This is a genomic window from uncultured Gilvimarinus sp., assembly GCF_963972205.1.
Taxonomy (GTDB): Bacteria; Pseudomonadota; Gammaproteobacteria; order Pseudomonadales; family Cellvibrionaceae; genus Gilvimarinus; species Gilvimarinus japonicus.
Genome location: NZ_CAXAUC010000003.1, coordinates 216,575 through 240,333, shown reverse-complemented (window position 1 = coordinate 240,333; position 23,759 = coordinate 216,575). Strand labels below are relative to the sequence as shown.

Sequence of the window (23,759 nt, the reverse complement as noted above, 5' to 3'; positions counted from 1 at the left end):
GTAAAGGCGAGCTTTACTACGAAGCGCCGCTTTTGAGCTCCCCTGCGGCTGAGCCGAACGGAGGCCTATTTTAGGGGGTAAGCAAACAAGGATGTTTGCACAAGCTATCGTCAGGCAAGGGATTGCCTGTCGATGCGGCCCCCTAAAATGGGTTGGAGTGAGGGAACCCGTTAGGGCCAGACGCCGGGGTGGCCTTTCTTTTGGTTACTTTGCTTTGGCCAAACAAAGAAAAGTTACTCGCCACGCTCGGCGATGCGAGCTTATAAATAAAGCCCGCGTCAGCGGCAGCCTCCACTCTTAAATTAAAAGCACAGCACTTAAAAGTACTGTGCTTTTAACTCTTCATGCTGCTCAGCACGCAAACGCGGACCGTACTGGGTAACCACTTTAGTGGCAGCCTTGTTGGCAAATTCGCCCGCCCGCTGCATTGGTTCACCTTGGGTTAATGCGTATAAAAATGCCCCCGCGTACATATCGCCGGCGCCGTTGGTATCGATGGCTTTTGCTTGTTCAGTGGGAATCTCAAGCAGGTTGCTACCGTCGAAAACCACCGAGCCTTTGGCACCTAAGGTAATGGCAAAGGTTTTAGCGATGGGTTTAAGCGCGGCAATGGCATCTTCCAGTGTTTCGGTACCGGTATAGCCCAGCGCTTCATCGCCGTTGCAAAACAGTAAATCAACGCCGCCGCCGATCATCTCGGCTAGGCCATCTCCAAAAAACTTCACCATCGCTGGGTCCGATAAGCTCAGGGCGGTGCGGGTGTTGTTGGCTTCGGCCAGCTCGCGCAGTTTAATGGCGGCGGCGCGTCCGGTGTCGGAGCTGACCAAATAACCTTCGATGTAGGCCCATTGCGAGGCGGCAATGGCGGCTTCGTCTAGCTCGGCCACCGATACCGTGGCGCTGATGCCCAAAAAGGTGTTCATGGTGCGCTCGGCATCGGGGGTGATCATCACCAGGCACTTGCCGGTAATGCCCTCGTGACTGCCCAGGGTGCTTGGGTAGACCACATCGGCATCGCGGATATCGTTGAGGTAAAACTCGCCGTTTTCGTCGCCGGCCACTTTGCAGGAGTAAAAGTTGCGGCAGCCAAAATAACCGGCGGCAATAATCGTGTTGGCCCCCGAGCCGCCGCTGGCGCGCTGCGAGGCGATGTCGTGGTCTTGCAGGTAGCCGATAAGCTCGGCTTGGCGGGCTTCATCGACTAGAGTCATCACGCCTTTATCTACGCCCATGCGGGTTAGATCGTCGTCGGTAACGGTAATTTCGGTGTCTACCAGCGCGGCGCCGATGCCATAGATGTGGTATTGATCAGTCATGGTGAGCCTTGTATTCAGGGGTTAAGTATCGGGGTTGGGGCGCTAAATGTTCGCAGTCGTCGAATAGATCACGCGCCAGCGTTGTATTTGGCCGCACATTATGCAAAATAAGCGCGCTCTAATCAAAGTGCGAGTAATCCGCTTGCCACCAATACAGAATTGTCTATGACCAAACGCCGTACTCCCGCTCCGCGCCGCAAATCTCGCAAAAAAGCTGCTCCTAAAGGCCGGCACGGCAGGGCGCTGCTAAAACTGTGGCTTTGGTACGCCGTGGGCTTTGCCGTTATTGCCGCCGGCTTGTGGGTGGTGTATCTCGATTTTGTGGTGCGCGACAAATTTGACGGTAAAAAGTGGTCGCTGCCGGCGCGGGTGTACGCCCGCCCGCTGGAGTTGTACGAGGGTATGGCCTTAACGCCGACCCTGTTTGAGAGTGAGCTAAATGCACTGGGCTACCGGTTTGTGAGCCGCGTGTCGGCCCCGGGGCAGGTCAGCCGCCACGCCAGTGGTGGGCGCGTTGGTTACGATGTGTACAGTCGCGGCTTTGAGTTTTGGGATGGCCGCGATAAAGCCCGCCGTTTTGGCTTAACCGTAAGCAAAGGTCAAGTGTCGCGTTTAATGAGTGGCGATAAGCCTTTGGCCCTTATGCGCCTTGAGCCCGAGCAAATTGGCGGTATCTACCCCACAGCGCAAGAAGATCGCTTGTTGGTGCAGCTATCGGATTTGCCGCCGCTGTTGGGCGAGACGTTACTCGCGGTCGAAGACAAAAACTTTCTCGATCACCACGGTGTGTCGCCTGTGGCCATTGCCCGCGCCGCTTGGGTGAACTTGCGCTCCGGCGATGTGGTGCAGGGCGGTAGCACGTTAACCCAGCAGTTGGTTAAAAACTTTTACTTAACCCACGAGCGCTCGCTGACCCGCAAAGCCCAAGAGGCGGTGATGTCGATCTTGCTGGAGTTGCACTACAGCAAATCAGAGATTTTAGAAACCTACGTTAACGAGGTGTATTTGGGGCAGAGTGGGGCGCGTGCGATACACGGTTTTGCCTTGGCCTCGCAGTACTATTTTCGCCAGCCAGTGTCCGAGCTAGACACACCCAAGGTGGCCTTGTTGGTGGGCATGGTTAAAGGCGCTTCTTATTACAACCCCTGGCGCAACCCCGAGCGCGCTAAAAAGCGTCGCGATTTAGTCTTGATGGTGATGCACCGCGAAGGCCTGATTGATGACGATGAGTTTAACCGCGCTAAGGCCGCCTCTCTTGGCGTGGTCGAGCCTGGCAGCAACGCTCAAACCACGTACCCGGCGTTTGTCGAGCTGGTTAAACGCCAGTTGGCCGAAGAGTACCAAGAGGAAGATCTAAAAAGTGAAGGCCTGCGCATCTTTACAACGCTTTCGCCCATGGTGCAGCGCCAAGCCGAAAAAGCCGTAGCCGAGCGCTTAAAATCGCTAGAGTCGCAGCACAAGGTAGAAAATCTACAAGCGGGCATGCTGGTCACCTCGGTGGGGGCCGGTGAGGTATTAGCGCTGGTGGGCGATAAAAACCCGCGCTACGCTGGTTTTAACCGCGCGCTGGATGCCCATCGCCCGATTGGCTCATTGATGAAGCCGTTTGTTTATTTAACCGCGCTTGAGCAGCCCACCCAATACAATTTGGGTACCACCATCTCGGATGAGCCAGTCACCGTCACCAGTGACGACGGCCAATTGTGGCAGCCGCAAAACGCCAGTCGCCGCAGCCATGGCGAGGTGCCTTTAATCGAGGCACTGGTGCACTCGTACAACCAGGCTTCAGCGCGGCTCGGCATGCAGCTGGGGTTGGGGCAAGTGGCCGATACCTTAGAGCGCGCCGGGTTTGACGGTTACATACCGCCGGTGCCGGCCATGACGCTGGGCTCGGTCGAGATGTCGCCCTACGAGGTGGCCGGGGTCTACCACACGCTGGCCGCCGAGGGCAGTTACACGCCGCTGCGTGCCATTCGCGACGTGCTCACCGCCACTGGCGAGCCGCTAAAACGCTATCCGCTGCGTATCGAGCAGCGCTTTAGGCCCGAGAGTGCGTTTGAGCTGCAATATGCCTTGCAGGCAGTATTGCGCGAGGGCACCGGGCGTCGGGTATACAATTTGTTTCCCGCCGATTTACCGCTGGCGGGTAAAACCGGCACCACCAACGATCAGCGCGATAGCTGGTTTGCCGGTTTTAGCGGTGAGCATTTAGCGGTAGTCTGGGTCGGTCGCGATGACAATTCGGCCACGCCGCTCACCGGCAGTGGTGGGGCGCTGCAAGTGTGGGCCGATTTAATGACGGTGCTGCCCACTCGCGGCGTTAATTTAGCGCCCCCCGACGGGGTTAGCTTTGATTGGTTGGATCACGCCACCGGCGCGCTAAGTGCCGAGGGTTGCGAAGGTGCCATTTGGCTGCCGCTAGAGGCTGACTTTGCCCCAAGCCAAGCGGTTGACTGCCGGTTAGATCAGCAGCAGCGCGAAAATAGCTGGTGGCATCGTTTTTGGAATTAATTTAATTTGGCTCAAGCTTAGGTGATTCAGGTTTGGGCGAAATACGCTAGGCGAGAATTATGAAGAGTATGGTAAATAAAGCCGGATCGGTGTTGGCGCTTGTGTTAATGAGTGGCTGTGCCAGCCAGATGGGCAGCAATGGCGGCGCGCCGGTAGAGGATAGTGGCACCAGCGTACGCGTACCCGGTATGGAAGCTCCCGCCCCAGAGCAGCCCCGCCGTGATGACACGGACACTGGCAGCTCTGATGCTGACAGCGAGCAGCGTAATAACAGCGGCTGGCGGGTGGTTGAGCCGGTCGAGGAGCCAGAGGCAGCCGTACCAGCGCGCCGTAATTCGGCAGTAGATTCGTTGTTGGCGCAAGGCCGATCGGAATACCGCAATGGCGATTACAGCCGCGCCATTGCCAGCGCCGAGCGCGCGCTGCGTATTGATCGCCGTAACCCGGCGGTGTATTTGTTACTGGCCGAAAACTACCAGCGCTTGGGTAATCGCGATCAAGCGCAGCAGTTTGCGCAACAGGGTTTGCGTTATAGCCGTGATGATCACACGGTGGATGCTGCGTTGCGGGGGGTGTTGGGGGAGTTGTAGTTTGATCTCTCCGTCTACCCGACTTGATCCGGTATCCTGTGATTTAAGTTAGTTACCTAGTGAGCGGGTGCCACACGATTACATTGGTTGACTATTGCCTTGTGTGCCCTCGGTCGCCGGGCGGGCGAATGACTTTTCTGTTTGGCCAGAAAAGTCATCAAAAGAGGCCACCCCGGCATCTCAGCCCTACGGGTTCCCTCGCTCCGGCCTATTTTAGCGGGCCGCATCGACACGCCCTCCATGGCGTGGCGATGCTTGCGCACGCGTCCATGCGTGCTTACCCCCTAAAATAGGCCTGCGCTCGGCTGGCTGCAGGGGCCCCCAAAACGGCGCTTCGTAGCCGACCGAGCTGGCGAAGTGCTGCTTTTTTTGATCTCCACCGTCATGTCGGCATTCCCAGCTTGGCATGAAAATCATTATCGGTTAGTCTTATTAAATAATAAGCGCTTAAATCGGCACGTATTTAAATGGAGAGTAGTGTTTAAATGGATGTTTGTTTTGATCCCCCGTTTATCCCCTTTCTCTTGCTCTGTTACGGCTAAAATACGTAACCGCGAGTTTAATGTGAGCCGGCTTACTTTTAAATCGTAAAAATAGCGTACATAGGCTTTAATTTTTTAAAAACAAAGGCTTATTTGGCGAATGCTATGTTCTTGTTAAGGGAGTTAGGTTGCCAGCGACAAATCTTGCTGACGTACTTTGAGTTTTTAAATATAGGTGATTCAGCGGCTCTTTTCATTTTAAAAATCAGTGGAGTGCATCTTGCTGCTAAAGCGTATTCTGCAAGAAATAGGTTGCCGGGCGCATTTTCAACTCGCACACTAACAAGCTGTTATGCCCAAAGGAACTGACGATCAATGAATCAAGATTGGATTCTTCAAAAAAAGGAAACTCGCCGGACTTTTTCAAAGTCTACTTGGGTGCCTTTGAGAGCATCAATTAACGATGAAAAAGGAAACTGCAAATATATAGGGCACGTTGGCGAGTACTTTGGTTGTGGTTCTGTAGCATTTCCTCCAGAGCACAGAGAAATAGCAGAAAAAGCTAGCTGGAGTGACATTGGGATTGGTTGTACCCCTCAACCTTATGCATATGAAGATGGCTATTATTCTACAATTGAACAGTACCAATGGAATGATAAAGAACCAATCGGAATCCATCTTATATTTGAGCACCCTCAACCTGTAGTTGGCGGAAGTTTATGGATATTGAATCCTGACTTAGTAGTAGCGCTTCGCCTTATAAAAGAGGGGAGTAATTGGGTAAGGCCAGAAGAAAATTTTGTAATAGTAGCTCGAGAGGTTCTCGATGACAAAGGGGAACAGCGCCTGATCGAAATAAAAAGAGAGTTTCTTCTCGACTATTTGGCGGCTAGAAATTTATCTCTCAGACTATCGTACTATCGACAAAGAGTTGAAAACGTACCGACACTTGAAAATAGCGAATATGCTGGCCTGGAAGACCACCAAGAAGAAAGGGATGGCGGCCGATATGAACTACTTATTCGAAATGTGAATGATGTATTTGGCGGTAGTTGGGCAATGTTTCGTGCTTGGCGTACAGATGTAGACGAAGAGGAAGACGCTCCTGTAATGGGGCCCGAAACAAACGAAAATACTGATTATGAAAAGTCTGAAGGAAACAAGTCCGGTTATGATGGTGTACGGGTGGCAGGAGAATTTTGGCGGGATGAATGGATTGAGCACCAAGGCATAAGCAAACGCGTTAGAGGGGACGCTGATACAAATCTACCTCAATTCATAGTCGAAACAGATAGTACTCGCATCGCATCATCTGAGCTAAACAATGAAGACGTTGGAAGGTGGCTGTGGTTCCGTTCAAGTATTATAAATGAGTTGTTGGGGCTTCGAGGCTTCTCACTTGAATGGTATACAGCCGAAACAGGTTCTATTCACTCAACGTCCGGTTATCGAATTCACTTTGGAGTAAACTCAGCGGATTTCATTACAGTATATGCTTATGACATCGCCCGTCTCCCTTTATGGGAACAGCACTTATGGGCCGCACATAATGCAGTCCCAGAGGGTAAGGTTTCCAGTGAGTTGTTAGATTCTCAAGTTAAGGCTCAACCCGCATCCACACATGCAGTAGAGGAGTTACTTTTTGAGGTAATGAGCATGCTGGAGAATGGATTTAAGCAAGAGTTTAATGTTTCTCTATTCTCACATGATATAGACCGTAAAGAAGCCTTAAAGAAAATATCCAGATTCGAAAGTAAAGATCAGGCGTCATTGCTAAGGCTAGCAAAAGAAATTGTACGCGTTTTCTCTGACCGGCTTAATGTCAAAGGGGTGCGGGCGTTATCGGTACATGCGAATAAGGATAAACTTGGCTCAAACAAACTACTGCAAGACATACTATCCCAGAAAGTTGGAGATGCTGCTGCTCGTAAAGTCTTTGGCCCAATTGTAGGTGCTTATGATATGCGATTAGGTGATGCACACCCGACAAGTTCAAAAATCGGAGAAGCCTTAGATCTTGCCGGAATTGACACTGAAAATTCGTATCTAAGGCAAGGGCAACAATTGATTTCCAATGTTGGGCAGTCAATTTGGTGGATTGGTAAGATGATGTTTGAAGATCCTAAAAAATGATGAGGATCGCAAGATGGCATAGCAAGGCGCTGCTATCGGACAAATTTTCCGCAGAGCGCGGCGTTAGCAGGTAGTCCAGGCCTTCACTGACACATTGCCGGGACAGGCAGTCCCGGAGCTGTCGAGTATGCTGACGCCTTCTTCTGATTGCCTACCGATGGGCAGCGCTTGGTCTCGGGTTCCTACCCCCTATATTTTGCTGACGATCAGGGCAGCATTCACCCCGCCAAAGCCGAATCCGTTGCATAGCACGTGCTGTGTCGGGTGTTCGCGCGCGGCGCTGGAGACAAAGTCCAAGTCATCTAGCCCCTCGTCGGCATCTTTCAGGTTCTGGGTAGGGGGCAGCCGGTTGTGCATTGCCGATAAGGCAGAAAAAATGCTTTCCACTCCGCCAGCGGCTCCGAGTAGGTGACCCGTGGCCGACTTAGTAGCGGAAATCGGGATGCCAGCAAGTGCGCCGCCGAAGGCGTTGCGTAGTGCCGCTATTTCCGCTCGGTCGCCGACCGGCGTCGAGGTGGCATGAGCATTGATGTGATTGATCGCGTCGGGAGCCAGCCCGGCCATTCGCAGCGCCGCCCGAATGGCCGCCGCCGCACCACTGCCGTCCTCCGGCCCGGCCGTAATATGATGTGCATCCGCACTGGTGCCGTAGCCGCTGAGCATGGCCAACGGTGTTGCCCCGCGTGCCTCGGCGTGGGCCAGAGTCTCGATCACTAGCGTTCCTGCTCCCTCCCCCATGACAAAGCCATTGCGTGCCCGATCGAAGGGGCGTGACGCGCAGGTGGGATCGTCCTGTTCGGTGGATAGCGCCTTCATGGCGTGAAAGCTGGCAAGCGACAGCGGATCGATACAGGCCTCCGCACCGCCTACCAACGCTACTTCCGCCTCGCCGCTGCGTATCAAGCGCATACCGTCGCCTATTGCCTGCAAGCCGGCTGCACAGGCTGTAACGGGACAGCCCAGCGGCCCGCGCAAGCCATAACGAATGGAGACATTCCCCGCCGCCAAGTTGGCGAGAAAAGCCGGCACAGTGAAAGGCGAAAGGCGGCGGTGGCCGCGCGTCGACAAAGTGTTTTGCGCTTGGGTTATGGTGGGAAAGCCGCCAATGCCAGAACCTATAATGGTCGCGGTGGCCAGTCGATCCGCGTCGCTCGACGGGAACCAATTGGCTTGGGTCAGTGCCTCTTCGGCGGCAGCTAAAGCGTATAGACTGAACAGCTCCAGCTTGCGGCGGTCTTTTGCATTGGCCACGCGATCTGGGTCAAGGCCCGCTTCCGGATCTTCATCGATGCCAGGGACCGAGCCGGCCACCTTGATGGGTAAATCGGCGGTATCGAATCGGCTGATTAAAGAAACGCCGGAACGACCAGCCAGAAGACGCTCCCAGCTTGCCTTAACGCCGCTGCCGAGGGGGTTGACTGTGCCCATGCCAGTGATGACGAGCGGTGATTGCATAGTGGTTTTCCTGCATGGTTAGTGTTGTGCTACGCTACCATCAGGCTTGATATGATCAAGATAATATTCAGCGTGAGAAAGTGAGAACACCATGGCCTATCCGACAAATCGCAAGGCCAAGTCGCGAGAGCGCATCCTCAAGTCGGCTATCGAGTTGTTCAGCCGCCAGGGCTTCGAGAAGGTTTCTCTCGGCCAGATCATGAAGCTTGCCAAGATGACTCATGGCGCTTTCTACGCGCACTTTGCATCGAAGGAAGCGCTTTATCACGCCTCGGTACGAGAAACCTTGGAGCGCAGCCGTGCGGCCAGGTTGGTTAAGGGACCGCTGTCGGTGCAGCACCTGACGGAGCTGGTGGCAAACTGCTGCAGCCTTCAGGAGCTGGAACGAACGCGCACGCCGGGGCCTGAATCGGTGCTGTTTAATGAAATCGGTAACGAGAACGCCGAGATCCGTACCTTGTTCGAAGCTTCATACTTACGCATGAAGAAGATGTTGGAAACCCGCCTCATCGCGCTGGGTCGCTTGAAGAAACTCCCCATCGACCCCGACCGCAAGGTTATCGCGGACAAGTCTCGCGCCATTCTCGCCTCACTGATAGGCGCCGTAGCCATCGCCAAAAGCCTCCCTATCGGGCAGGAACGCCACCACATCCTAAATGTCGCTCAGCGCAACATTCTACAGATGCTCGGCGTTAAAGAGAGCGAGGTGGAAGGTATGCTGGGCAGCGTGGGGCAAGAAGCGACTACGTAAATGCTAACAAACATTACAGCGGACAAGCTCGCTGCAGTGCGGCGTTAAATGTATGCAGCATTTCGCAGCCCCAAGTGTTCAACGAAGGGTTGGAAGTCCTTGTCTGAGAATAGTAAGGGAAGGTTATGCTCAATGCAGTACGATGCAATGATAACGTCGGCGGTCTTGCGGATAGTAATGCCTTGCTTGCGTAGCTTGCGAAAATTGTCGGCGCTCTTCATAGCGATTTTCTTCCCGAGAAGCTCAAGCACGGTCAGCTCCTCCAGAAGGCTTTTGGCCGTTTTGTAGTCCTTTTCGTGCCTAAAACCCTGCAGAACTTCCGTGAGTATCAGATCGCCAATAGCGACGGCGCGATTTCCTAGGGTACGGTCAAGAAAGTCGGCCTCTGTTGAGTTGTTGCCACTGAAATAGTCAATCCAGACGCTGGAATCTACGAGAATCACGAGACACGTCGCATGTCGTCTAGGTCACCCGACCATCCTAACTTGCCTCTAAAGCGCTTGATTCCCTCCTGCTTTTTCAGCTTAATCAACGTCTTAAGGCCCAGCTCTACCGCTTCTTTTTTGGTTTTTAGGCCCGTGGCTTTGAGCGCATCAATCATCAATTTGTCGTCAATTTCAATATTGGTTCGCATGGTTCTAAACTCCATCTATGTGTATAATTTTATTTTATATACACATTAAGATTGCGTCAACAAAGTTGCGCTTGCGGTAGCAGCTTGTCCGTAGGGGTTAGTAACGTTGTTACCTCAATAAACTCCACCACATCTAGAATTAATAGGGTTATTGTCGTAGATCTTTAAAAAGTGACCTGTATTAGGCTTTGAATAGTCAATCCTGCATAAGTAGTTACTACGAAGTTGAGAGTCCCCTGCATCCAGCCGAGCGGAGGCCTATTTTAGGGGGTAAGTGAGCAGGGCCCTCACGCAAGCATTGTCAGGCCAAGGAAGGCCTGTCAATGCGGCCCGCTAAAATAGGCCGGAGCGAGGGAACCCGTTAGGGCTGAGATGCCGGGGTGGGCTTTCTTTTGGTTACTTTGATTTGCCCAGCTGGTCTCAATGGGTCATTGCAACACGTATCATAGTATCGTGTGAACTAGGAGATTTTCTATGACCCAGCTGATTAGACGAAGACTTAGTGCTGAGGAGAAAGGTGAGATCTGGCAACGCTGGAAAAAAGGTGAGTCGCTCGCAGCTATTAGCCGAGCATTATCTAGAACACCGCCCCCTATTGGACAGCTGGTCTGTCGTGCCGGTGGTATCGCGCCAGCTCTGCGCAGGCGTTGCCCAGATGCACTCACTTTGGCCGATAGAGAGGAAATTTCACGAGGAATTGCTGCACGGAAAAGCATTCGCGCTATAGCACGAGCAATAGGCCGACCACCTTCAACCGTTAGCCGTGAACTGAACCGCAACGGGAAAAAAGATGCTTACCGAGCCGTTCAGGCTGACCAAGAAGCCTTTGTTCGTGCCCGCCGGCCGAAGCACTGCAAGCTTAAATTAAATAGTCGACTGAGAGATATCGTCGCCCGCAAACTGTCAAATGATTGGTCACCACAGCAAATCGCGGGTTGGCTCAAGCGCCAATTCGGAGGAAGCAGGAGCTATCAAGTGTCTCACGAAACCATCTACCGGAGTCTATATATACAGGCTCGGGGTGTTCTAAAAGCCGAGCTACACAAGCATCTCAGGCAGCGTCGCAGGTATCGTAAACCCAACGGCATTCAGTCTGAGCGCCGTGGAGCGATCCCTGATCTTGTGTCGATTAGTGTACGGCCACCGGAAGCTGAGGATCGAGCTCTGCCGGGACACTGGGAGGGTGACTTGATTGAGGGAACCTGTAGTAGCTGTATAGCGACATTGGTCGAACGATCTACGCGCTACGTCGCACTCGTCAACGTGAACAGTAAAAAGACCTCGGAGGTCGTTGAGAAGCTTACACGGCAAGCGAAAGATATACCTCAGGAGCTGTATAAATCACTCACCTGGGATCGCGGAGCCGAACTAAAACAGCATAAGAGATTTTCACTCGCCACCGGTGTTGAAGTGTACTTTTGTGATCCTCAAAGCCCATGGCAAAGAGGGAGTAACGAAAATACGAATGGCTTGCTTCGGCAGTACTTCCCGAAAAGGACTAACCTGTCCGTACACTCGCAAGCACACCTCAACAAAATTGCGAGAAAATTAAACGAGCGCCCCAGAAAGACCTTGGGTTTTGAAACGCCCGCTGATAGATTTGCTGCATGTGTTGCGCTGACCGGTTGAGATCAAGCAAACAAAGAAAAGTCACTCGCCACGCTCGGCGATGCGAGCTTATAAACAAAGTCCGCGTTAGCGGCATCAATAAACTCCACCACACCTAAAACCTGAATGCTGCGCCCTAAGAAAAAGTGGTGGTATACTCACCCCATGACAAAACAGCAGTTACGCCAATTTGTACTCGTAGTGGTTATCGCCTGTCAGGCGTTGGCCGGTACTGTGGCGTCTGCGGCTCCTGTGATGGGGCCTGCTGATATGGCGCATTGTGAGTCTGAGATGATGGCCGCAAGTGTGATGGATAGCTCGGAGCATGGCGGCCACGCTATGCACCACTTAGCTAGCGCTGATGCGCAATCTATGGCCGATGCAAGCCCCGATCACGCCTGTGACAACGGCTGTTGCTGCCCCGGCGCTTGCTCCAGCGCGGCGGCGATTTTGCCTGCGCCTGTTTTCAGCTGGACGATAGTGCCGCTACCGTCTTTGTTTTGATGACCTCTACCCCCGCCGATTTGCGCGTCGCCGACCGTTTACGCCCACCCATTTTCGCCTGATACAGCACAGTTACGTCCGCGTTTTGCGCGGTTAATTGTTAACGATTGGGTGAATACTCCGTATGAACAAGTTTTTGATGGCGGCGACTATTGTCGTTGTTGCACTGCTGGGCTATGGCGCCGGCGTATATTTTCCTGCTGTTTTAATTCCACCGGCGCAAGAGCACGCTCCGGCCGCTAAGGCTGAGTCCGAGCCTTTGTATTGGGTGGCGCCAATGGACGCCACCTTTAGGCGCGACGCACCGGGTAAATCCCCCATGGGGATGGATTTGGTGCCGGTGTATGCCAGTGATAAAAATGCGGCTGCCGGCGAGGTAAGCATCGCCCCCGAGGTACAGCAAAACTTAGGCCTGCGTACCGCTCAGGCTGAGATCGCTACCATGGTAACCCCGCTTACTGCAGTTGGTTTTGTCGGTTTTGATCAACAGGCGTTACGGCATTTTCATTTGCGTGCGACCGGCTGGGTATCCGAGTTGTCCGTGGTGGCCGAGGGCGATCCGGTACGCAAGGGACAAAAGCTATTTGAGTTTTATTCGCCAGAGATTCTAAACACTCAGCAAGAGTATTTGTCGGCGCTTAACGGTAACCATACGGCGTTGGCGCAATCGGCCGCATTAAAACTAAAGGCTCAGGGCGTTAGCGAACGGGAGATTACCGCCATTGCCCGCGAGCGTAAGCTGCGTCCGCAGTTGTCTTACTACGCCGACCGCGATGGCTATGTGGCGGCCATTAGTATTTCTAACGGCAGTTACGTCGAGCTTGACCAGAGCACGCTTTCCATCGGCACGTTGGATGATGTGTGGGTGCTGGCCGAGGTGTTTGAGCGCAGTGCGGGCTTGTTGCATCAAGGCCAGGCGGTAACCCTTACCAGCCGCAGTTATCCCGGCGAGCAGTGGCTAGGCGAAATCGATTACGTGTACCCGGTGCTTAACGCCGCCAACCGCACGGTTAAAGCGCGCATTGTGTTTCCCAACAGCGATGGCCGCTTAAAGCCCAATATGCTGGTGGATTTAGCCATCGCGGCGGCGCCTGCCGAAAACACGTTAGTTATCCCTACCAGTGCGGTTATTCGTACCGGGCAATCGACCCGGGTGGTGCGCCAGGTGCGCGATGATGTATATCGCTCAACCTCTGTGCGAGTAGGGCGCAGCGCTGGCGGTAACACTGAGGTTCTCGATGGTTTGCGCGAGGGGGATCGAGTGGTGGTGAATGCCCAGTTTTTAATTGATTCTGAATCTAACATTGACGCCGAGCTGGCACGTATAGGGGAGAAAGAGCAAGCTCTGGCAGAAGACTCGCCTACTGAGCACGCGGAGGGGATGGACCATAGCGCAGCGGGCGATCATAAGATGGATCATCGTAATATGGATCACTCTGGCATGAGCCATGACGAGATGAATCACGATGCCCCTAAAGATCAGCAGGTGGCGCCATGATTCGCGCGTTAATTTTTGCCTCGGTTAAACATCGCGGCGCCGTTATTTTGGCAAGCCTGATATTACTGGCAGTGGGGCTGCGGGCACTTTACCAAACCCCGGTTGATGCGATTCCCGATTTGTCCGACGTTCAGGTGATTGTAAAAACCAGTTACCCGGGGCAGGCGCCGCAAGTGGTGCAAGATCAGGTGACCTATCCGTTAACTACGGCGATGCTCTCGGTGCCCAACGCACGCACGGTACGTGGCTTCTCTTTTTTTGGCGACTCTTATATCTACGTTATTTTTGAGGAGGGCACCGACTTGTACTGGGCCCGCTCGCGGGTGTTGGAATATTTAAGTCAGGTGAGTGGTCAGTTGCCAAGCGGCGCTAAACCCGAACTGGGCCCCGATGCTACGGGCGTAGGTTGGGTGTTTAACTACGCGCTAGTGGATCGCTCCGGTCAGCACGACTTGGCGCAATTGCGCAGCCTACAAGATTGGTTTTTAAAGTTTGAGCTGCAAGCTGTGTCGGGCGTGGCCGAGGTGGCCAGCGTGGGCGGTATGGTGCGGCAGTATCAGGTGGTAGTCGATCCCAACAAACTGCGCGCCTACCAAATGCCGCTGGATCATGTGCGCAGCGCCATTGCTCGCGCCAACCAAGAAACCGGCGCATCGGTTATAGAAATGGCCGAAGCCGAGTATATGGTGCGGGTATCCGGGTACGTACAAAGTCTCGATGATTTGCGTCAAGTGCCGCTGGGTTTAAGCGACAGTGGCACGCCGTTGTTGTTAGGCGACGTTGCCGAGGTTCGCTCTGGGCCGCAAATGCGTCGCGGCATTGCCGAGCTCAATGGAGAGGGCGAAGTAGCCGGCGGTATTGTGGTCATGCGCAGCGGCGAGAATGCCGCTCGCGTAATTGCCGATGTAAAAAGCCGTTTAAACGAATTGCAAAAAAGTTTGCCTAACGGCGTTGAGGTGATTACCACCTACGATCGCTCCCGTCTGATCGTATCCGCCGTTAACAACTTGTATCACAAACTGGCCGAAGAGTTTTTAGTGGTGGCGCTAATCTGCGCGGTGTTTTTGTTTCATTTTCGCTCGGCCTTAGTGGTGGCAATTAGTTTGCCTCTGGGCATTCTCTGCGCCTTTATCGTAATGAGCCTACAGGGCATTAACGCCAATATTATGTCGCTGGGCGGTGTGGCTATTGCCATTGGCGCTATGGTCGATGGCGCGGTGGTAATGATTGAAAACCTGCATAAGCATCTGGAGCGCGCCGAGGAAAAAAACGGCGGGCCAATCACCGGCGAGCGGCGCTGGCAACTGGTGGCAACCGCCGCCGCCGAGGTTGGGCCGGCGCTGTTTTTTTCGCTGTTGATTATTACTGCCAGCTTTTTACCGGTGTTTGCGCTAGAGGCACAAGAGGGCAAAATGTTCAGTCCGCTGGCGTTTACCAAAACCTACGCCATGGCTGCCGCCGCCGGTTTAGCTGTAACGCTGGTGCCGGTGTTAATGGGTTATTTTATTCGCGGGCGCATTTTGGGTGAGCAAAAAAACCCGCTTAACCGCTTGTTGGTGGCCGTCTACCGGCCCGTACTGGCGGCGGTGCTGCGCGCCCCAAAAACAGTGGTGCTGTTGGCGCTGATGTTAATGCTGGTAGGCTTGTGGCCTGCGCAAAAAATGGGCTCTGAATTTATGCCGCCGCTGGATGAAGGCGATTTAATGTACATGCCCACCACCTACACGGGTTTGTCCATTGGTGAGGCGCGGCAAATTTTGCAGCAAACTGATAAATTAATTAAAACCCTGCCCGAGGTGGACACAGTGTTCGGCAAAATTGGCCGCGCCGAAACCGCCACCGATCCCGCGCCCCTAACGATGATCGAAACCGTCATTCAATTTCATCCGCGCGATCAGTGGCGCGCAGGGGTTACGCCCGAGTCATTGCGCCAAGAGCTTAACGCGCTTATCGACTTTCCGGGCTTGACCAATGCCTGGGTGATGCCCATTAAAACCCGCATCGATATGTTGGCCACCGGCATTAAAACCCCGGTGGGCATTAAAATCGCCGGGCCGGACTTAACCATCATTAGCGAGATTGGTGAGCAGCTTGAAAGTATATTAGGTGATGTGGCAGGCACGGCGTCGGTCTACGCCGAGCGTGTCGCCAGCGGCCGTTATGTGAGCATTGATATCGACCGCGTTAAAGCCGCGCAATTTGGGTTAAATATTGCCGATGTGCAAGCCGTGGTTAACACCGCCGTGGGGGGCGCGATGGTGACGCAAACGGTTGAGGGCTCGGCGCGGTACCCGGTAAATTTGCGCTACCCGCAGGCGTACCGCGAATCACCCACGGCGCTTGAGTCGTTACCCATTGTCACCGACGGTGGCCTCGAGCTGGCGCTTGGCGATGTGGCCCAAGTGGTGGTCGAAGACGGCCCCGCCGCGATTAAAAGTGAAAACGCTCAGCTTAACGGATGGGTGTTGGTGGATACCCAAGACACCGACCTCGGCCACTATGTGGTGCAGGCGCAACAGCGGGTTGAGCGCGAGCTGGACTTACCGGCCGGTTACTCACTGACTTGGGCCGGCCAGTACGAATATATGGAGCGCGCCCGCGAGCGATTAATGCTGGTGCTGCCCATGACCTTAAGCATTATTGTATTGCTGCTGTACCTCAACTTTAGACGCCTTACTGAGGTAATTATCATCTTGGCGACGTTGCCTTTTGGCTTGCTCGGCGGCGTTTGGTTGTTGATGGCTCTGGGCTACAACTTATCCGTGGCGGTCGCGATGGGCTTTATTGCACTGGCGGGTGTGGCGGTTGAGATAGGCGTGTTGATGTTGGTGTACCTGAATATCGCGTACCGGGAGGTATCCGAACAATGCATGCAAGAGGGCCGCGAGCTAACCCGCGCCGATGTACAGTCGGCCGTGCTGCAAGGCGCGGGCTTAAGGTTGCGGCCTATCGTTATGACAGCGTGCACGCTGTTTGCCGGCTTGCTGCCCATTATGTTCGGCTCGGGGGCCGGCTCGCAAATTATGCAGCGTATCGCCGCGCCTATGGTGGGGGGCACTCTTACCACCTTGGTGCTTACGTTGTTGGTGTTGCCGGCGGTATATTTGCTTTGGCGGCAGGCTGGGGTTAAGGGGTAGGGGGATGTCAGCTTTGAGCGGTATCGCATCTTGTCATACCGGGCTTGTCCCGGTATCCAGTGGTTTAGTTACTTACGTAGTGCTTTGGGTGCCATACGATTACATTGGTTGGTTAAGGCTTTGTTTGCCTTCGGTCGCCGGGCGGGCGAGTCCCTTTTTGTAATGCGACGAAAAAGGGACGAAAAGCGCACCCCGGCGTCTGGCCCTGCGGGTTCCCTTACTCCAACCGATTTTTGCGGGCCGTATCGACAGGGAGCGGCCCAGGCCGGCCTTTCTGCCTCCAGCATTCACCTCATCTGTGCCCCGACAAGCTCTTTCGCGCAATCCCTTGCGCTCACCCCCTAAAATCTACTTCCGCTCGGTGAGCTGAAAGTATAAACCCCCAATAATCTATGGCTGTTTAAAATGGGGATTACATAAACGCCGTTCAAGTGGCGAGAACGACTCGCTCTTGCCGGTGAGTATGGCCTGCTAATTTGTCAGTGCGTTGGATAAGCAGTACCACGACGTTGAATATTATGAGGTTTAAGGCGACGAACGCGGTTTAAATAGCTCGGCACCGAGGGAGCCAAACTCGTTTTTAAAAAGTACTTGGCGATTTTAACCCATTGAGCTCAAAAGCAGCAGGTTATCGGTGGGTGACGATCGTCTTAAAGTGCTCATGACTCCTAGTTGCTGTTGCTCCTCCTTTCAGCTAAGTGCTGCTCTGGCTAGTAAACTCTAACTTTAAGTCGTCGGCGCAGTGGAGTTTCTGCGTGCCGACGTTAGCAGGACCCTCTAGTATTTGGTAATTATTGTAAATTTGTGTTCACTACGGATGCCCGTTGCTTGTTTTTACGGTGGTCATTGGGCAATCTTCAGAGCTCAATAATAGTAAATAATTCTACCGTGATTTTACTCTTGCTGGTTATTGCAATAATTTGCGCCCCTTGGTGTACTGCTTATCGTGTAAGAGGTGATATCTAATAAGATCTATAAAGAGCCATAGGATAATAATATGAAATCCCTGACCATCAGTATTGGCGTTGTCTTACTGTGTTTTACCCACTTGAGTTTGGCCAAGAATCTCGATCATTTAGTGTTCGAGCCACCTGAGGCAATCGCACAAGATAAGCATATTGTATTCGTTTCGGGTGATGAGGAGTACCGCTCGGAAGAGTGGGCGCCGATGTTGGCTAAAATTTTAAGTCGGACTCATGGCTTTAAAACCACCGTATTGTTTGCGATGGATAAAACTCGCGAGATTATAAACCCCAACGAGATCAGTAATATTCCGGGTTTGGAGGCGCTTGATAACGCCGACTTGTTAATACTGGGAACGCGCTGGCGCAAGCTGCCGGGCGATCAGCTGCAGCCGATTTTGGATTATTTAAACGCCGCCAAACCGGTCATAGCGATCCGCACCGCGACCCACGCGTTTAATAACGATGACCATTACGGCGGCTACGATTGGCAAAATTTTGGCTTGAATGTTATCGGCGAGAACTGGCTTAACCACCATGGTGAGCACAAGGTACAGGGCGGTCGCGCGGTGGTTGAGAAAGCGCATCGCGAGCACCCGGTTCTAAATTCCGCAACGGATATTTTTACTCAGTCGGATATCTACGGCATTGAGCACCTCGATCAACAACAAGCGACGGTATTATTGCGGGGAGCGGTGACTGAGTCGCTGGCGCGAGATTCAAAACCGCTGGCCGGCGAGAAAAACGTCCCCATGATGCCGCTGGCGTGGTTAAAATCGTATCCGACTCCCAATGGTAAGGCTGAGGGCCGAGTGTTTGCGACAACCGCTGGCGCCGCCGTTGACTTTGCCGAGCCCGCATTGCGCCGCTTAGTGGTTAATGCCAGCTATTATTTACTGGGTAAAAAGGTTCCGGAGCGCGCTGACGTCACCCCTATTGACCGTTACGAACCCTCGTTTTATGGGTTTCAAAAACCCGATTACTTTGTTACGCGAGGTATGAAGGTTGACGACTTTTCCCTTGGGCGCTCGGGTCGCTCAATCCTAACCAAAGAGGCGTTGGCTAGTGCTGCGCAGGGGCCGTTAACACCAATAAACTTACGCTTAAAAAGTAACGACTCGGTCACCTTAATTGGCAATGGCTTGGCTGAGCGGATGTTGCATTACGGGTATTTTGAAAGCGAGTTGTACGCGCGCCATCCAAAGCAGAACATCCGGGTGCGCAACTTGGCGCGCCCAGGGATGACACCGGTGTTTCGCCCACACGCATCGCGGGGCTCTCAGTGGGCGTTTTCCGGCGGTGAAAAACTTAGGCCTGAGTTTTCTCATCACAGTGGCTCGGGTCAGTACGCGACGCCTGACGAATGGCTGAGCGAGCTTGAATCGGATGTAGTGTTGGCATTTTTTGGTTTTAACGAATCGTTTGCCGGTAAAGCGGGTGTTGCGGCTTATAAGAAAGAGCTGGCGGCATTTGTTGACCGTACGTTAGCACAACGCTATAACGGCAAAAGCGCACCGCGTTTGGTGCTGGTGTCACCCATTGCGTTTCAAGATTTATCTTACGACCATGAGTTGCCTAATGGTGAGAGTAGTAATGCTAACTTAGCTTTGTATACTCAGGCTATGAAAGCCGTGGCCGAGGAGAAAGGCGTTGAGTTTGTCGACGTTTTTACCGAGACTTTGCGTTGGTTTACCACCGGCACCGAGCAACTTACCGTAAATGGCGCGCAATTAAATCAGCGAGGCTATCGTCGTCTTGGACACCTGCTAAATAAATTGCTGTTTGGTAAGTCTGACCAAGAGGCGGTTGTGAGTCCTGAGCTGATCGACGTGGTAAATGACAAAAACTTCCACTGGTTTAATCACTACCAAATGCCCAATGGCGTACATGTACACGGGCGCCGCTTTGAACCCTACGGGCCCGATAACTACCCCGATGAGTTATTAAAGTCGCGCCAGTTGACCGACAACCGCGAGGCCGAGATTTGGGCGTTGGTGAATAAAAAGCCGTTTGATCGCGCCAGCGCCGATGCTAAAACCGTTGATTTACGAGCGGTGACCACCAACTCGCCACAAAGCGCCGACAGCCCCTATCTGTACGGCCAAGATGCACTGGACCGATTTACCATGGCCGAAGGCTATAAAATCGAGCTGTTTGCCTCGGAGCGGGAGTTTGCCAATTTAGCCAACCCGGTGCAGCTAACCTTTGATGGTAAAGGTCGCTTATGGGTAGCGGTGATGCCCAGTTACCCCCATTACAAAGCGGGTGACCCGCGCCCCAACGATAAAATATTAATTTATGAAGATACCACTGGTGATGGCCAAGCCGATAAAGAAACTATTTTTGCCGATCATTTGCATTTGCCAATTGGCTTTGAGTTAACACCCGAGGGCGTGTATGTATCGCAAGCACCTAACTTAATGTTACTGCGTGATATCAATGGCGATGACCGTGCAGATACGCGGGATATTATTCTAAGTGGCTTCGATACCCACGATACGCATCATGCGATTAGTGCGTTTACCCGCGATCCATTTGGTAGCTTAATTCTGGCCGAGGGCGTTTTTCTACATTCTAATATAGAAACCGCGTACGGGCCGGTGCGGGCGGTTAATGGCGGCTTTTATCGGTTTGAACCAAAAACACAAAAACTTGAGCGGCTGGTGCAAACCCATATACCCAACCCGTGGGGCATCGCTTTTGATCGCTGGGGGCAGGACTTCTTTTTGTCGACCTCTAACCCAGATATGCATTGGATGTTACCGGTAGAGGTCAACACCCATTATGGCGAGCTAACCGTGGGCACAGAATCCCTTGTGCAAGAGAGCCAGCGAGTGCGGCCTACCTCGGGTTTGTTATTTATCTCTAGTGACCACTTCCCAAGCCAAGTGCAGGGCGATTACCTACTCAATAACGATATCGGCTTTTTAGGGGCCAAACAGCATACGCTTAACGATGCTGGCACGGGTTATAGTAGTCAGTTTCGGATGGATTTGTATCAGTCGGACGATCCAAATTTTAGACCGGTGGATATGGACTTCTCACCCGATGGCTCACTTTACTTTGTCGACTGGCACAATCAGTTAATTGGCCATATGCAGCACAATGCACGGGACCCGCTGCGTGATCACGCCCACGGCCGAATTTACCGAGTCACTTACCCCGCGCGGCCATTAGCTAAGGTGGAAGATTTAACCACGCTCGATGCAGATGCATTGTGGCAGCGGCTTACCAGCGCCGATTTACATTTGCGCTCACGGATACGCCGGCAATTGCGTAGTTTATCGCCTAACGAGCTAAGCACCAGCAAGGCCCGTTGGCTGGCAAGCTTGGCAGACGCCGGCCCTAAGGCTGAGCCATTACGACTAGAGGCCCTGTGGGTTGGCGGAGATCGCACACAAGATGCACGTTTAACCCGAAAGCTGCTGCAGGCCGAGATGTTTCAAGTGCGCGCGGCCGCCGTGCGTGCGCTGCGCTACCGCTTAAATGATTTCGACGATGCCTACGCGTTGCTTGTGCGAGCGGCGGGCGACGCTCATCCACGGGTGAGGTTAGAGGCGGTTATTGCCGCCTCGTGGTTGCAGGGCGATGACGCGCTTAATATTGTCACTCGCGCCGCCGAGCAATCGGTTGATGATTGGGCGCGCCAAGCGTATTTGCAAGTGGCTAAGTATTTAGGTGGTAGTGTGAATCTGCCAGCAGCGGCGACGGCATCCGATACCCCCGAATTGTCGTCGGAGCTGCAAGCGGTGTGGCAGGCAGGTAAAGAGATTTATAATCGCGAAGGCTTTTGTGGCACCTGTCACCAAACTGATGGCAAAGGCCTGCCTGCAGCTCAGTTTCCGCCGTTGGCTGGCACCGAATGGGTAACTGGTAATCCGACGCGTTTAATCGATATTGCTTTAAACGGGCTAATCGGCCCGATTAAAGTGAAAGGCCAAGATTACGCCGGCCATGTCCCGATGACGCAGTTTAAAAACCTATTAAATGATGACGAGTTAGCCGCTGTGCTCACCTATGTACGCAATGCCTTTGGCAATAGTGCTTCTGTTATTAGTGCTGGTCAGGTGGCACGCGTTCGTGCCGCCAGCGCGCAACAAACGGGTTTTTGGAAATCCTCTGAGTTGCAAGAAAAATACCCAGAATAACAACCCACTTGCCACCAAAACCTCATGCGGTTTTGGTGGCAACGCATTAGCTTTGATAGCGGAGCACTTTATCCATGACAATATTCAACCGCTGGCTTTTACTCTGGCTGCTGGCCGTTATGACCCCCGCATTTGCTAATAAAATACCGCCTTACCTTAAAGATTTTGTGGCACAGCTTCCGGCTAATGCCGAGCCGCAGCTGATTATCGGTGGTTTAGCCAATGGTGAGACGGGTGCCGTTGGCATGAGAGCCTCGGGTGCCGATACTTTGCAATCAAGCGAGTGGTTAACCGTTGATCACCCGCTGTTTTCGCACTTTTTACGGATTCATAGTGAGTCGGGCGCCGTTAACCCCTGGGACGTTCTGTTACAGACGGATAAAAATAGTAAGCCAGTCAAAAAAGGCGATTGGGTGTTGGCGAGCTTGTACCTGCGTGCCGCCCCCGGCAGCGGTGAGGCTAAGGTGCTGGGCTACTTAGAGCGCAACGAACCCGAATGGCACTCTATCGCGGATGTGAGCGCCAACCTTACCGAACAGTGGACTCAGATGATTGCACTGGGTCAGGCTGAAACTGATTACCCAAAGGGGAGTTTGGGTTTGAGCTTGCACTTAGCGTTAGGCGAGCAAACCCTAGACGTTGCCGGTGCGGCGATACTGCGATTAGCGCCTGACACCGCGATCGAGCAATTGCCGATAACCGCACTGCGCTATAACGGCATGGATAAAGATGCTGCTTGGCGGGCAAGGGCCGAACAGATGATTGCTCAAAACCGCACCGGTACTGTAACCCTACAGCTGTTAAGCGCCGATGGGTCACCACTTACCCAGCAAAACGTTACTATCGAGCAGCTTGACCACGACTACCAGTTTGGCACCTTTGTTAATCCGCTATTACTGCAAAAAACACGCGAGGCCGAGCACTACAAGCACTGGCTAAAAGAGTACTTTAATGTCGCCACAACGCCTATTTACTGGGCCGATTGGGGCTGGGCTAACACCGAGCGACGCGCCGATTATAAGGCTATGGCAAGCTATTTACAGCGTAACCACATGCCCACCCGCGGCCATGTTCTATTGTATCCGGGGTTTGGTTTTAGTCCGCAAGAGTTGGTGGCGTTAAAAGATGACCGCGCGGCGTTTATTGCTCGGGTGAATAAACACATCGATGAGGTGATCCCGTTTTTAAAGCGCTACGGCATTAAAGAGCTGGACGTAATTAACGAATTGCGCCACGAAAAAGATTGGACCGATATTGTCGGGTTGGATACGGTAGCCGATTGGTATAAACGGGTTCACAGGCAATACCCCGAAGCCGTGTTGTATATTAATGAAAACTCGATTTTAACCGACGGCGGCGATAATCAGTTTCAACAAGATCATTACTACCAAACCATTAAAAAGCTGCAAGCATTAGGCGCCCCCATAAACGGTATTGGGTTGCAGGGGCATTTTAGTTCGCTGGTAACACCGCCCGAAAAGCTCTGGCCAATACTCGACCGGTTTGCCGAGTTTGGCTTGCCACTGCGTATTACCGAGTATGACCTAAACACCCGCGACCAAGCCGGCCAAACTCAGTACGACCGCGATTTTTACACCGCCGTGTTTGCCCACCCGGCGACGGTTGGTATTACTCGTTGGGGGTTTTATCAACCCAAAATGTGGCGCCCCTTGGGGGCGTTAATTGATGCCAAAGGCGAGCCCAAGCCTAACGCGTTGGCACAGCAGAATTTAGTAAAAAATATTTGGCACACGCAAGCGCAAAGCCGTACGGATGATGCGGGCAGGATCGAGCTAAAGGGCTTTTATGGTCGCTATCGCGTTACGGGTGAGTTTGATGGGGTAGAGCGGTCGCAGGAGTTTTTGCTTAAGCGCGAGGTGAAAGATGCAGCGGGTGTCATAGTGGTGAGATTGCAATGATGGAGATAGCATCTTATATGCTGCTGACAACTGCTTGGTTGTTACGTTGCCCTGCTGGAGTTGACCCGATATCCAGAAGATGAGTCGTGCCGACTCTGGCGGCACGATTCT

General features: G+C 53.2%; 14 protein-coding genes. 10 read left to right on the top strand and 4 right to left on the bottom strand.

Going from position 1 to position 23,759, the window contains the following annotated elements; all coding sequences use genetic code 11:
- Nucleotides 1-317: 317 nt before the first annotated feature.
- Nucleotides 318-1,316: an adenosine kinase gene (locus AACY82_RS07975; RefSeq protein ID WP_339616263.1), complete on the bottom strand. Its 999-nt coding sequence runs from the start codon at nt 1,314-1,316 to the stop codon at nt 318-320.
- Between the two features lie 165 nt (nt 1,317-1,481).
- On the opposite strand from AACY82_RS07975, the gene mrcB reads away from it, so the two are divergent.
- From mrcB to AACY82_RS07960, 3 genes are all read left to right on the top strand, one after another.
- Entirely contained in the window at nt 1,482-3,827 is a 2,346-nt protein-coding gene (gene mrcB / locus AACY82_RS07970) for a penicillin-binding protein 1B (RefSeq protein WP_339616262.1), read from the top strand.
- A gap of 59 nt (nt 3,828-3,886) precedes the next feature.
- Complete coding sequence (locus AACY82_RS07965) at nt 3,887-4,417, top strand: tetratricopeptide repeat protein (protein WP_339616261.1); 531 nt, start codon at nt 3,887-3,889, stop codon at nt 4,415-4,417.
- An 857-nt stretch (nt 4,418-5,274) separates the two neighbouring features.
- Entirely contained in the window at nt 5,275-7,032 is a 1,758-nt protein-coding gene (locus AACY82_RS07960) for a hypothetical protein (RefSeq protein WP_339616260.1), read from the top strand.
- 189 nt (nt 7,033-7,221) lie between these two features.
- Here the strand turns inward: AACY82_RS07960 and fabF are convergent, their stop codons facing one another.
- On the bottom strand, nt 7,222-8,487 hold the full coding sequence (gene fabF / locus AACY82_RS07955) for a beta-ketoacyl-ACP synthase II (protein ID WP_339616259.1): 1,266 nt from the start codon (nt 8,485-8,487) through the stop codon (nt 7,222-7,224).
- A 91-nt stretch (nt 8,488-8,578) separates the two neighbouring features.
- Between fabF and AACY82_RS07950 the strand changes: the two genes are divergently transcribed.
- The gene (locus tag AACY82_RS07950) at nt 8,579-9,238 is read left to right on the top strand and encodes a TetR/AcrR family transcriptional regulator (protein ID WP_339616258.1); all 660 of its coding nucleotides are present in this window, start codon (nt 8,579-8,581) and stop codon (nt 9,236-9,238) included.
- 44 nt (nt 9,239-9,282) lie between these two features.
- On the opposite strand, the gene AACY82_RS07945 is transcribed toward AACY82_RS07950, so the two are convergent.
- Both AACY82_RS07945 and AACY82_RS07940 read right to left on the bottom strand, forming a co-directional pair.
- The gene (locus AACY82_RS07945) at nt 9,283-9,681 is read right to left on the bottom strand and encodes a PIN domain nuclease (protein WP_339616257.1); all 399 of its coding nucleotides are present in this window, start codon (nt 9,679-9,681) and stop codon (nt 9,283-9,285) included.
- Complete coding sequence (locus AACY82_RS07940; protein ID WP_339616256.1) at nt 9,678-9,872, bottom strand: type II toxin-antitoxin system VapB family antitoxin; 195 nt, start codon at nt 9,870-9,872, stop codon at nt 9,678-9,680. Before AACY82_RS07940 ends, AACY82_RS07945 begins: the two co-directional genes overlap by 4 nt.
- 474 nt (nt 9,873-10,346) lie before the next feature.
- On the opposite strand from AACY82_RS07940, the gene AACY82_RS07935 reads away from it, so the two are divergent.
- From AACY82_RS07935 to AACY82_RS07910, 6 genes are all read left to right on the top strand, one after another.
- Complete coding sequence (locus AACY82_RS07935) at nt 10,347-11,501, top strand: IS30 family transposase (RefSeq protein ID WP_339616255.1); 1,155 nt, start codon at nt 10,347-10,349, stop codon at nt 11,499-11,501.
- 144 nt (nt 11,502-11,645) lie between these two features.
- Nucleotides 11,646-11,984: a hypothetical protein gene (locus tag AACY82_RS07930; RefSeq protein WP_339616254.1), complete on the top strand. Its 339-nt coding sequence runs from the start codon at nt 11,646-11,648 to the stop codon at nt 11,982-11,984.
- 124 nt (nt 11,985-12,108) lie between these two features.
- Nucleotides 12,109-13,482, top strand: coding sequence for an efflux RND transporter periplasmic adaptor subunit (locus tag AACY82_RS07925; protein ID WP_339616253.1), 1,374 nt, complete (start codon nt 12,109-12,111; stop codon nt 13,480-13,482).
- Complete coding sequence (locus tag AACY82_RS07920) at nt 13,479-16,619, top strand: CusA/CzcA family heavy metal efflux RND transporter (RefSeq protein WP_339616252.1); 3,141 nt, start codon at nt 13,479-13,481, stop codon at nt 16,617-16,619. Before AACY82_RS07925 ends, AACY82_RS07920 begins: the two co-directional genes overlap by 4 nt.
- 997 nt (nt 16,620-17,616) lie before the next feature.
- Nucleotides 17,617-21,729 carry a PVC-type heme-binding CxxCH protein gene (locus tag AACY82_RS07915; protein WP_339616251.1) on the top strand — a complete coding sequence of 1,371 codons (4,113 nt, stop codon included), beginning with the start codon at nt 17,617-17,619 and terminating at the stop codon, nt 21,727-21,729.
- A gap of 74 nt (nt 21,730-21,803) precedes the next feature.
- Nucleotides 21,804-23,648 carry an endo-1,4-beta-xylanase gene (locus AACY82_RS07910; protein WP_339616250.1) on the top strand — a complete coding sequence of 615 codons (1,845 nt, stop codon included), beginning with the start codon at nt 21,804-21,806 and terminating at the stop codon, nt 23,646-23,648.
- Nucleotides 23,649-23,759 lie beyond the last annotated feature (111 nt).

Bases quoted from the DNA above. Each gene is read 5' to 3' on its own strand.
- AACY82_RS07975 (WP_339616263.1), bottom strand. From the start codon at position 1,316: ATGACTGATCAATACCACATCTATGGCATCGGCGCCGCGCTGGTAGAC.
- mrcB (WP_339616262.1), top strand. From the start codon at position 1,482: ATGACCAAACGCCGTACTCCCGCTCCGCGCCGCAAATCTCGCAAAAAA.
- AACY82_RS07965 (WP_339616261.1), top strand. From the start codon at position 3,887: ATGAAGAGTATGGTAAATAAAGCCGGATCGGTGTTGGCGCTTGTGTTA.
- AACY82_RS07960 (WP_339616260.1), top strand. From the start codon at position 5,275: ATGAATCAAGATTGGATTCTTCAAAAAAAGGAAACTCGCCGGACTTTT.
- fabF (WP_339616259.1), bottom strand. From the start codon at position 8,487: ATGCAATCACCGCTCGTCATCACTGGCATGGGCACAGTCAACCCCCTC.
- AACY82_RS07950 (WP_339616258.1), top strand. From the start codon at position 8,579: ATGGCCTATCCGACAAATCGCAAGGCCAAGTCGCGAGAGCGCATCCTC.
- AACY82_RS07940 (WP_339616256.1), bottom strand. From the start codon at position 9,872: ATGCGAACCAATATTGAAATTGACGACAAATTGATGATTGATGCGCTC.
- AACY82_RS07935 (WP_339616255.1), top strand. From the start codon at position 10,347: ATGACCCAGCTGATTAGACGAAGACTTAGTGCTGAGGAGAAAGGTGAG.
- AACY82_RS07930 (WP_339616254.1), top strand. From the start codon at position 11,646: ATGACAAAACAGCAGTTACGCCAATTTGTACTCGTAGTGGTTATCGCC.
- AACY82_RS07925 (WP_339616253.1), top strand. From the start codon at position 12,109: ATGAACAAGTTTTTGATGGCGGCGACTATTGTCGTTGTTGCACTGCTG.
- AACY82_RS07920 (WP_339616252.1), top strand. From the start codon at position 13,479: ATGATTCGCGCGTTAATTTTTGCCTCGGTTAAACATCGCGGCGCCGTT.
- AACY82_RS07915 (WP_339616251.1), top strand. From the start codon at position 17,617: ATGAAATCCCTGACCATCAGTATTGGCGTTGTCTTACTGTGTTTTACC.
- AACY82_RS07910 (WP_339616250.1), top strand. From the start codon at position 21,804: ATGACAATATTCAACCGCTGGCTTTTACTCTGGCTGCTGGCCGTTATG.